Origin of the sequence: Gemmiger sp. An50 (assembly GCF_002161595.1) — a bacterium.
In the GTDB taxonomy this organism is placed as follows: domain Bacteria; phylum Bacillota; class Clostridia; order Oscillospirales; family Ruminococcaceae; genus Allofournierella.
Window position 1 is genome coordinate 1 of record NZ_NFID01000040.1, and the last position, 835, is coordinate 835.

1 pseudogene is annotated in these 835 nt (G+C 61.0%); it reads left to right on the forward strand.

From position 1 onward, the window contains the following. A pseudogene (locus tag B5G03_RS17520) lies at nucleotides 1–835 on the forward strand (hypothetical protein); the annotation flags it as partial.

Sequence of the window (835 nt, forward strand, 5' to 3'; positions counted from 1 at the left end):
ACCAGGAGCCGGTGCAGATCGACCGGTTCGACCGGCTGGAGATCCGCTTTGAAGAAACCAGCCAGCCTTTGCGCCGGGCGCGGCTGAGCCGGCTGATGTTCGGCATGGAGCTGGTGTTTAACCAGGCAGAACTGGCCGAGGCGACGCAGACCATGGAGGTGGACCCGATCGGCCGTAGGTTGCCCACCGGGGAGTTCAGTTTCTCGGCAATAAACGTGAACTTGCTCACCGGCAACCAAAACGGAATGTATGACCCGGATAATTCGCGAGGTGTGTGGAAGTACTTCGAACAGCGAAATCCCATCACGGTGCGATATGGACAGCAACTCACCGGTGGCATGAAGTGGAGCGATGCAGCAGCCCTTAAATGGGCTGATCTGGTTGTCAGCGGGTGGAAAGAGGTCTATCAGGGCGGCATTGTTGAATGGATTCCCGGTGGTAGATTCTACCTGACTGGGCAGCCGGCAGTAGAAGGACTGTACGCCAAATTCTCCGCCACCGACGCGCTGAGCCTTCTGGACAGCAGCTATTACAAGGGCGTATGGGATGGCGAATCTCACAGCCTGTGGGAGCTGGCCACGGCGGTGCTGGAGGATGCGAATCTGCCCCGCCGCAGGCAGGACGAGCAGCCCTGGGCTTTGTGGGAGGGCTTGAAGGAAATCACCACCACCGCCCCGCTGCCGGCAAAGCAGCACCGGGAATGCCTGCAGCTGATTGCCCACGCGGCCTGCTGCCTTTTGTATGCCGACCGGGAGGGCGTGATCCGCATTGAGCCGGACGCAGGCAGCCAGACCGGGGCGAGCATCGGGCTTTCGGTCATGCTGGAAAGCGCGCC